This is a genomic window from Tissierella sp., from assembly GCF_052089545.1.
GTDB lineage: Bacteria > Bacillota > Clostridia > Tissierellales > Tissierellaceae > Tissierella_A.
Genome location: NZ_JBQDAA010000076.1, coordinates 1 through 10,157 on the forward strand (window position 1 = coordinate 1; position 10,157 = coordinate 10,157).

Here is a 10,157-nt window from a genome sequence, read left to right on the forward strand (position 1 = left end):
AGTTGTAAAAGATCCATTAGACAGAGTAAATACAAAAGACAATACACCAGGAGTTATCCATTATAATATAGTGCCAGGAGATAAACTTTCTATAATGGTTGGACCAAAAGGCTTTGGTTCAGAAAATATGTCTAGAATAAAAATGCTAAAACCAGCTGAAGGTCTTCAAGGTGTAAAAGATTTTATATTAGAATCAGTAACACTAGCAGGACCAAATCCTTGCCCTCCAATAGTTGTAGGGGTAGGAATAGGTGGAACTTTTGAAAAGGCAGCGTTTTTAGCTAAAAAGTCTTTGATGAGAGATGTAGACGAATATTCAGAAAATCCTTTTTATGCAGACTTAGAAAAAGAACTTCTTGAAGAAGTAAATGCTCTTGGAATAGGACCGCAAGGATATGGAGGAAAAACTACTGCCTTTAAGGTAAATATAGAATACTATCCTACACATATAGCAGGACTACCTGTAGCAGTTAATATAAACTGTCATGCAACTAGACATAAACAAGTTATTCTTTAGGAGGGAAAAAATGAAAAAGACACTTAATACACCTTTAACAAGAGATGATTTAAAAGATTTAAAAGCAGGAGATGTTGTATATATCAGCGGATATGTATATACTGCAAGAGATGCTGCGCATGAAAGACTTGTAAAACTTTTAGAAGAAGGAAAAGAGCTTCCATTTGACCCTGAAGGAGCAGTTATATATTACGTAGGGCCAGCTCCAGCAAAAGAAGGAGAACCAATAGGTTCAGCAGGACCTACTACAAGCTATAGAATGGACTCATATACTCCAGCACTTTTAGATGCAGGACTTATGGGAATGATTGGAAAGGGAAAAAGAAGTGAAGAAGTAAAAGATAAAATAGTAGAACATGGTGCAACTTATTTTGCAGCAATAGGAGGAGCAGCAGCTCTTATAAAGAAAACTATAAAAACTGCTGAAATTATAGCTTATGAAGACTTAGGTGCAGAAGCTATAAGAAAAATGTATGTAGAAGACTTTCCAGTAACAGTTATAAATGATTCTCAGGGAAATGATCTTTATATGCAAGGAAGAAAGGAATATCTAGAATGGGCAAACAAATAGAAATAAAAAAAATGGCTAAGGCAGGCACTGTAGAATCAAATGATATACTTGTTATGATATCTCCTGGGGAAGGCGATTTAGATATAGATGTAGAATCAGTTGTAGAAAAACAATATGGAAAACAGATAGAAAAAACAGTTTATGATACTCTTATAGAAGAAGAAGTAGACAATGCTAAAGTAATAGTAAAAGATAAGGGAGCATTAGATTTTACTATTAAAGCTAGAGTTAGGGCAGCTGTCAAAAGAGGAAGTGGTGATAGGGATGAATTATAGAAGTATTTTATTTATACCAGGAAATAATCCTGGAATGTTACAAAATTCGGATATACTAGGAGCAGATGCTCTTTTTATAGATTTAGAAGATGCAGTAGCCTTAAGTGAAAAAGATACTGCTAGAATATTAGTTAAAGAATATTTAAATACTTTTAGAACAAAAACTGATATATTCATTAGAATAAACCCACTTGATAGTCCATATTTTTATGACGACTTAGATAGCTTAAAAGAAGTAGATGTAAAAGGAATACTACTTCCAAAAGCAGGAGTAGAATCTATGGTTGCTTTAGATAAATATTTAGATGAAAACAATTTAGATTTAGAAATCATAGCACTTATAGAAAGTGCACTTGGACTTGAAAGAGCCTTTGAAATACTTCAAAAATCAGACAAAATAGTCGGAATGTTTTTAGGTGCAGAAGACCTTACATTAGACTTAGGTTCAAAGAGGACAAAAGCTTCAAAAGAGATAGACTATGCAAGAGCTAAGATTATAGCAGCAGCAAAAGCTATGGAAATTCAAGCTATAGATACTCCTTTTACAGACACCGATGATATGGAAGGTCTAAGAGAAGATACACTACATGCTAAAGACTTAGGAATGACGGGAAAAGCTATAATAAGTCCAAGACATGCAGATCTAGTAAATAAACTTTTCTCACCATCAAAAGAAGAAATAGAATATGCATATAGAGTTGTAGAAGGTGTAAAAGATGCAAATGAAAAAGGATTGGGAGCTTTTTCAATAGAGGGTAAAATGATAGATAAGCCTATTATTTTAAGAGCACTTAACACATTGAAACTTAGCGGAGAGTACAAGGAGGAATATGATGAACTACTTAGATAATCTAGAAGATGTAAAAGTTTTAAAGCAATCAGAATTTCCTTCTAAATCTTCTAAAAGAAAAAAGATCGTTAAAGATATGGATGAACTTTTAAAAAGGTTAGACTTAAAAGATGAAGCAGTAGTATCTTTTCACCACCACTTAAGAAATGGAGATAGGGTTTTAGTTCCTGTAATGAAAGCCTTACAAAAGATGGGATTAAAAGATTTAACCTTAGTTTCAAGTTCTATATTTCCAGCTCATGAAGAAATCATTCCGCTAATGGAAGATGGTACTATTAAAAACATAGTAACCTCTTATATAACAGGAGGAGTAGCAACGGCTGTAAGTAAAGGGAAACTAAAGGGAAGCATTCTAATGCAATCTCACGGTGGAAGAGCTAGAAGTATATTAAATGAAGAAGTAGTAATAGATGCAGCCTTTATAGCATCACCAAGTGCAGATGAAATGGGAAATATATCTGGAGTAAATGGAGAAAACTCTTGTGGAGTTTTAGGATATGCTATAGCTGATAGTCAAAAGGCTAAAAAGGTAATATCTATAACAGATTCTTTAGTAGAATATCCTAATTATCCAGCTGATATAAGTGAAGACTATGTAGACTATATATACGAGATAGATTCAATTGGATTAAAATCTGGTATTGTATCTGGTACTACCCAAGTTACAAAAGACCCAATTGGACTTAAAATAGCAAAAGATACCTTAAAGGCCATGAAAGCTACAGGTCTTTTAAAAGATGGATTAAGTTTTCAAACTGGAGCAGGAGGCATATCTCTTGCAGTGGCAGATTTTTTAAAAGATTATATGTTAGAAAACAATATAAAGGGAAGTTTTGCATCTGGTGGAATAACAGGATATCTTACTGAAATGTTAGAGATGGGACTTTTCACTAGTTTATTTGATGTTCAATGCTTTGATCTTGAAGCTATTGAATCATTAAAGAGAAATCCAAACCATATAAGAATGAGTGCATCTCTATATGGAAACCCTGAAGTATCTGCTGTAGTAGATAATCTAGATATTGTAATACTTGGAGCTACAGAAATAGATACAAACTTTAATGTAAACGTAAGTACAGGTTCTGATGGAGTTATTATGGGAGGATCTGGTGGACATCAAGATACAGCAGCAGGCAGTAAAGTATCTATAATAGTATCAAAACTATTTTCTTCCAGAATACCTTTCATAAAAGATAGGGTAGAAGTAATAACTACACCGGGGTCAACTGTAGATATACTAGTTACAGAAAGAGGAATAGCAGTAAATCCTATGAGAAAAGATCTTATAGAATCTTTCGAAAAAGCAAATGTAGATATAATAGATATAAAAGAATTAAAATCATATGCTGAAGAAGTTATGGGAAAACCTGAAAAAATTGAAAAAGGCCAAAGAATAATAGGCTTATCCCAGTATAGAGATGGATCTGTATTAGATTATATATATGAAATAAAAAATTAATAAGGGTAAAATTATAAGATAAGGAGTTGCGACTTGCAGCTCCTTATCTTATAATAGGTTAAGGAGGTAATAAAGTGTATTTTAGCGATGAAATAAATAAAACTAATAAAAATGATATTAAAGATATAAGTTCTTTTTTAAAGAGATTTGATGTGGACTATGACTATCCGGAAAAGACTTTTGTAATAAGAAATAAAGGAGAAATTATATCAACAGGTTCAGTAGATGAAAATGTTTTAAAATATTTTTTTACGTCCTGTGAATACAAAGGTGAAGGAACTATCTCTATAATATATAACTCTCTATTATCTCATTTAATGGATAAGGGATATGATTCATATTTTATATTTACTAGCCCAAACAATAAAAAAATATTTGAGTCTCTTGGACTTAAAGAGGTTTATCAAACAGAAGATGTGACACTTCTTGAAGGTGGATTCTATAATTATGATAAGTGGATAAAAAAAGTAAAGGATAAATTATCAAGTAAAAAGGGAACTAGAGGATCTATAGTTATGAACTGTAACCCTATGACACTAGGACATAAATTTCTAATAGAAAAAGCTTTAGAAGAAGTAGATAGTCTACTTATATTTGTAGTAGAAGAAGATAAATCAGTGTTTCCATTTAAGGATAGATTGGAGATTTTACAAAATGAAATTGGAAAAGATGAAAGAATTGATTTAATTAAATCAGGACCCTACATAATATCTAGAGGAACTTTTCCAACTTACTTTTTAAAGAAAAAAGATGATAAATTAGATATATATACAAAACTTGATGCTGGAATATTTGGGCAAAGAATTGCAAAAGATTTAGATATAGATAAAAGATTTTTAGGTACAGAGCCTATAGATTTAGTAACTCAAGCATACAATAAAAATATAGAAGATATATTGAAAATTTTTGGAGTTGATGTAAGGGTTATAGACAGAAAAAAGATGGATAGTGAAGTAATAAGTGCATCGCATATAAGACAATTACTTAAAAGTGGAAAAAAAGAAATAGCATATAAATATTTACCAGACAGCACTATAAAATTTTTAAAATCTGAAAAAGGCAAAGAAATAGTAAAGAAATTAAAATAACTACATACAATAGATTATTACAAGGATGGAGGTGATTGCATGAAAGATAGATCGAGTGGAATACTTTTACATATATCTTCTTTACCCGGTAGATTTGGAATTGGTGATTTTGGAAGTGGAGCATATAAATTTGTTGACTTTTTAGAGAAATCAGGTCAAAAAAACTGGCAGATACTACCTCTTGGAATAACATCACTTGGAGATTCCCCATATCAGTCATTTTCAGCTTTTGCAGGGAACCCTTATTTTATAGATTTAAATGAACTTATAAATAATACTTATATTAATGAAGAAGACTTAAAAGAGATTTTTTCAAATTGCAATCCTAGAAAAGTAGACTATAGTTTTTTATATGAAGAAAAAATGAAAATACTTAAAAAAGCATATAAAAACTCAAAATGGAAAATATATGAAGAGTTAAAACACTTTTATAAGGTAAATTATGATTGGATTAGAGATTTTGCTTTGTTTATGTCGATTAAGGGTAAACATTGTAATAGTTCATGGTTAGAATGGGATAAAAAATATCAAGTTTATAATTCAAAAGATGTTTTAGAGTTTGAAAAAGAAAATGAAGAGGAAATTTACTTTTGGGTATTTACCCAATACTTTTTTTATATTCAATGGAAAAGGCTAAAATCTTATGCAAATAATAAGGGTGTAAAAATAATAGGAGACTTACCGATATATGTATCAGCAGATAGTGCAGATATATGGAGTAAGCCTCATCTTTTTAAATTAGATGAAGACTTTAAACTAAAGACAGTTGCAGGAGTACCTCCTGACGATTTTACATCCCAAGGTCAGCTCTGGGGAAACCCAATTTATAACTGGGATGCTATGGAAAAAGAAGATTATAAGTGGTGGATAAAAAGAATAAAGCATAGTTTCAGTATATTTGATACTTTAAGAATTGACCACTTTAGAGGATTTGAATCATTTTGGGAAGTAGAATATGGTCAGGATACTGCTATAAATGGTAAATGGTCAAAAGGCCCTGGTATGAAACTTTTCAATAAGATTAAAGAAGAATTAGGAGAACTTGATATCATAGTAGAGGATTTAGGACTTATAACAGAAGAAGTTAGAAGACTTGTGAAAGAGTCAGGTTTCCCAAATATGAAAGTACTACAATTTGGTTTTAATAGCCTAGAAGAAAGTGAGCATATGCCTCACACATTTAATAAAAACATGGTAGTATACACAGGTACACATGATAATCCTACTCTTATAGAATGGTTTAAAAAAGCATCTAGGGAAGATATTTTATATGTTATGAAATATTTTAAATTAAATCTTGATGAAGGATTCAAATTAGGAATCGTAAGAGGTGCGTGGAGTTCATGTGCAAATCTTGCCATTGCACCCATGCAAGATTTTTTAGACAGTGATATTACATCTAGAATGAACACACCATCTACAAAATATGGAAATTGGACTTGGAGAATAGTAGAAGAAGACTTGAGGGAAGAACTTGCTAAAAAAATTAAAGATTTAACAAAAATCTATTGGAGGTAGTTTATGGTTGATAAAGAGAAAATAAAAAAAATGATGGAAACAGAAGCCTTGGTAACATTTGGAAAGGAGTTAAAAAGGTGCAACCCAAATGAAAAGTACTTTGCTCTTTCAAAGAGTGTGATGACAGATATAGTTCCTATATGGAATAAAACAGATGAAAAATTTAAAGATGAAAAAAAGGCATATTACTTTAGTGCAGAATTTTTAATGGGTAGAGCTCTTAGTAATAACTTAACAAATCTTTTATATAAAGAAGACATAATGTATTTGTTAGATGAATTAAATATAAATTATAATGCTATTGAGGAATCTGAAAAAGATGCAGCACTTGGGAATGGTGGACTTGGAAGACTTGCAGCATGCTTTTTAGACTCTGCGGCTACCTTAGATTATCCCTTATATGGTTATGGTCTAAGATATCAATATGGATTATTTAAACAAAAAATAGAAGATGGATTTCAAATAGAAACAGCTGATGATTGGCTAAAACACGGAGAACCTTGGTCAATAAAAAATAGAGAAGAAGCTGTTATAGTAAGTTTTTCAGATCAAGAGGTCCTTGCAGTACCTTATGATACACCAATAATAGGATATGGTGGAAAAACTATAAACACATTAAGACTATGGGAATCAGAGCCATTAGTTTCTTTAGATTTTGAAAAATTTAATAATTATCAATATGATGAATCAGTAAAACAAAAAAATGATGCAGAAAATATATCTAAAGTTCTATATCCAAATGACATGGACATAGAAGGTAAGAAACTTCGTCTTAGACAACAATATTTCTTTGTATCGGCATCATTACAAGACTTAGTTAGAAAGTATAAAAAAGAACATGTAACAATAAATAGATTTAGTAAGTTTCATGCTATTCAACTTAACGATACCCACCCTGCGGTAGCTATACCTGAGCTTATGAGGATATTGACTATACAAGAGGCAATAGAATGGGATAAGGCATGGGGTATTGTTACTGAAACATTTTCCTATACAAATCACACAATTTTAGCTGAAGCTTTAGAAGAATGGTCAGTAGAACTCTATAAAGAATTACTTCCAAATATATATATAATAATAGAAAAAATAAATATTAAACTAAAAGAAGAACTTATAAATAAGGGAGTATCTTCTAAAGATATATATAAATATGAAATAATTAATTCGTATAATAATATTAGAATGGCTTATTTATCTATTTATGGTAGTTATTCAGTAAATGGTGTGGCGAGATTACACACGGAAATTTTAAAAGAGACACAACTTAATAACTGGTATACACTCTATCCGGAAAAATTCAATAATAAAACTAACGGTATAACACAAAGAAGATGGCTTCTTCTTTCGAATCCAGAACTTTCTAGGCTTATAACGGAACTTTTAGGATCTAAAGAGTGGACTACTGATTTAAAAGAAATAAAAGGATTAGTAAAATATAAAGATGATGAACTAGTGCTCAATAAACTTATGAATATAAAACATCTAAAAAAGATACAATTAGCCGAGTATATAAAAGAAAATGAAGGAGTAGAAATAAACCCTGATTCTATATTTGATATTCAAATAAAAAGGTTTCATGAATATAAAAGACAATTTTTAAATGCCCTTCATATATTAGATCTGTACTTTAGAATAAAAGAAAATCCAAATATGGATAGAAAACCTCAGACATTTATATTTGGAGGAAAAGCAGCACCAGGATATTTTAGAGCAAAAGCTGTTATAAAGTTTATAAATGATATAAAAAACCTTATAGACAATGACCCAGTAGTAAAAGGAAAAATAAAGGTTGTATTTGCAACTAACTATAGGGTAACATATGGAGAAAAACTATTTCCAGCGGCAGATTTATCAGAACAAATATCTACAGCAGGAAAAGAAGCATCCGGTACTGGAAATATGAAGTTTATGTTAAATGGTGCACCAACTATTGGAACTTACGATGGTGCCAATGTTGAAATAGTAGAGGAAGCTGGAGAAGAAAATAACTTTATATTTGGCTTAAGAGTAGATGATATAAAAGAAATTTGGGATACTTATGATCCGGTATACTATTATGAAAATACTCCAGGATTAAAAAAAGTAATGGATACGCTTGTAGATGGAACTTTTGATGATAGAGGAACAGGACTTTATAGAGATCTCTATGATTCTATATTAAATAAAGACTCTCATAATAAGCCAGACACCTACTTTATAATGAAAGATTTTGCTAGTTATAGAAAAGCGCAAGAAAAAGCAAACGAAGCATATAAAAATAGACTTTCTTGGGCTAAAAAATGTTGGATGAATATAGTAAACGCTGGTAAATTTTCTAGTGACAGAACTATAGAAGACTATGCAAATGAAATATGGAAAATCAACAAGAAAAAATAGTAAAGAGGGATTGGGATGAAAAGAAAAATTACTTTATTTCTTATATTGTCACTACTGATTACATCGCTTGCAGCTTGTAAAGATCCCAATAAAAATTCAGAAATAAATAATGGATCTAATGATGAAGTAATAGAAGATGATGAAGGGAAAAAAGACAATAATAAAGATGAAAAGATTACCATAACAGTTCAAGTGGAAAAAGAGTGGAGAGAGTATTACGAAAAAGCTGCTGATAGAGTAAAAGATAGATATCCAAATGCAAATATTGAATTTATTGAAAAGTCAACGGTAGAGCATATAGAACTACTAGATAATATAAATCCAGAAGATGAAAAAGTAGCAGACTTATTTACTCTTCCTTTAGAGAGACTATATGATATGGAAAAAAAGTATGTATTAGGACAATTAGATGCAAAATCTATAGCCGAAAACTTAAATATATCTGATCACTATGATAAAGGACTAGGTGCTCAATTCAAAGTAGATGATAGATATATGGCTTTTCCTATGAACATTAAAACACTGTTAAACTTTGTAAATACTAAAAATGCACAAGCAAATGATATAGATACTGTAAAAGATATAGAATTTACTGAACTTAGTAACGAAGATATATTAATACCATTGTTTGACATATGGTATGGTATAAGTTTTATGAATGCTACCAATATAGAACTTTTAACAAAGGTAGAACCAGATGAGTTTTATTCAGATATGACTAGATATTTCTCTGAGTTAAGTGTAGATGAAGAAGAAACATTTAGGGCAATATTCAACTACTGGTATTATAGTCAAAAAGAAGATAGTAAATTGTTTTCTAAAGATGAATATATGGACTTTATGGATACTTCATTTAAAACAGGAGGAAATACATCACTTAGACCAGGATCTATAAAGTCTAAAAAACATCTATCTAAGCTTGCAGAAGGTGAAATAAATATTCTTCCAATTGAAAAACTAGTAGTTATGGGAAATCCACTGTTACAATGGAAAGATGGAGACGGGCTAGCTATAAATACTAGGATAAAAGATGATAATGACAAAAAAGAGATAACAAAAGCTATGATAGAAGAAATAGTAAACAGAGACTATGCACTTGAATTTTTCAAAGAAACAGGTAAAATACTAGAAAATATGGATCTAGAAACATATATAAATTCAGATTTAAATGAAAGAGATAAAAAACTTATAAAGGTATCTTATAAATCTTATGAAGATGCAGAAAAACGACCAGCATCAAAAGAATGGGAAAAAGTATCCGCTACTTGGGAAAAAGCAATACTTTCTTGGAATACTTTAAACCCACAAACAGTTGAGGAAGCTTATGAGATTTTACAATATGAATTTAAAGATATGATAAATAGTATAAAATAATAAAAGCTGAGAAAGATTAATCTTTCTCAGCTTTTATTATTTTATTTTGGTGCCGGTGGTGGGACTCGAACCCACACACCCTTGCGGATAACAGATTTTGAGTCTGTCTCGTCTGCCAGTTCCGACACA

General features: G+C 30.7%; 9 protein-coding genes. All 9 read left to right on the forward strand.

Annotated features, from left to right (window positions below; translation table 11 throughout):
* Nucleotides 1-517: fumarate hydratase (locus ACTHW2_RS07030; protein WP_442263249.1), on the forward strand; the 517-nt coding region annotated here is incomplete at its 5' end.
* A 10-nt stretch (nucleotides 518-527) separates the two neighbouring features.
* Nucleotides 528-1,088 (forward strand): Fe-S-containing hydro-lyase, encoded by a 561-nt coding sequence (locus tag ACTHW2_RS07035; protein WP_442263250.1) that lies wholly within the window; start codon nucleotides 528-530, stop codon nucleotides 1,086-1,088.
* Nucleotides 1,073-1,363: a citrate lyase acyl carrier protein gene (citD, locus tag ACTHW2_RS07040; RefSeq protein ID WP_442263251.1), complete on the forward strand. Its 291-nt coding sequence runs from the start codon at nucleotides 1,073-1,075 to the stop codon at nucleotides 1,361-1,363. Before ACTHW2_RS07035 ends, citD begins: the two co-directional genes overlap by 16 nt.
* A complete protein-coding gene (locus ACTHW2_RS07045; RefSeq protein WP_442263252.1) occupies nucleotides 1,353-2,213 on the forward strand; it encodes an HpcH/HpaI aldolase/citrate lyase family protein in 861 nt (286 codons plus the stop codon). Before citD ends, ACTHW2_RS07045 begins: the two co-directional genes overlap by 11 nt.
* A complete protein-coding gene (gene citF / locus ACTHW2_RS07050) occupies nucleotides 2,197-3,672 on the forward strand; it encodes a citrate lyase subunit alpha (protein ID WP_442263253.1) in 1,476 nt (491 codons plus the stop codon). Before ACTHW2_RS07045 ends, citF begins: the two co-directional genes overlap by 17 nt.
* A gap of 74 nt (nucleotides 3,673-3,746) precedes the next feature.
* A complete protein-coding gene (locus ACTHW2_RS07055; RefSeq protein ID WP_442263254.1) occupies nucleotides 3,747-4,760 on the forward strand; it encodes an adenylyltransferase/cytidyltransferase family protein in 1,014 nt (337 codons plus the stop codon).
* Nucleotides 4,761-4,799: 39 nt separating this feature from the next.
* Complete coding sequence (malQ, locus tag ACTHW2_RS07060) at nucleotides 4,800-6,278, forward strand: 4-alpha-glucanotransferase (RefSeq protein ID WP_442263255.1); 1,479 nt, start codon at nucleotides 4,800-4,802, stop codon at nucleotides 6,276-6,278.
* A gap of 3 nt (nucleotides 6,279-6,281) precedes the next feature.
* Nucleotides 6,282-8,654, forward strand: a complete 2,373-nt coding sequence (locus ACTHW2_RS07065) for a glycogen/starch/alpha-glucan phosphorylase (RefSeq protein ID WP_442263256.1) — start codon at nucleotides 6,282-6,284, stop codon at nucleotides 8,652-8,654.
* A 15-nt stretch (nucleotides 8,655-8,669) separates the two neighbouring features.
* Entirely contained in the window at nucleotides 8,670-10,028 is a 1,359-nt protein-coding gene (locus ACTHW2_RS07070; protein ID WP_442263257.1) for a sugar ABC transporter substrate-binding protein, read from the forward strand.
* Nucleotides 10,029-10,157 lie beyond the last annotated feature (129 nt).

Coding starts and splice junctions, on each gene's coding strand:
- ACTHW2_RS07035 (WP_442263250.1), top strand. CDS start 528: ATGAAAAAGACACTTAATACACCTTTAACAAGAGATGATTTAAAAGAT.
- citD (WP_442263251.1), top strand. CDS start 1,073: ATGGGCAAACAAATAGAAATAAAAAAAATGGCTAAGGCAGGCACTGTA.
- ACTHW2_RS07045 (WP_442263252.1), top strand. CDS start 1,353: ATGAATTATAGAAGTATTTTATTTATACCAGGAAATAATCCTGGAATG.
- citF (WP_442263253.1), top strand. CDS start 2,197: ATGAACTACTTAGATAATCTAGAAGATGTAAAAGTTTTAAAGCAATCA.
- malQ (WP_442263255.1), top strand. CDS start 4,800: ATGAAAGATAGATCGAGTGGAATACTTTTACATATATCTTCTTTACCC.
- ACTHW2_RS07065 (WP_442263256.1), top strand. CDS start 6,282: ATGGTTGATAAAGAGAAAATAAAAAAAATGATGGAAACAGAAGCCTTG.
- ACTHW2_RS07070 (WP_442263257.1), top strand. CDS start 8,670: ATGAAAAGAAAAATTACTTTATTTCTTATATTGTCACTACTGATTACA.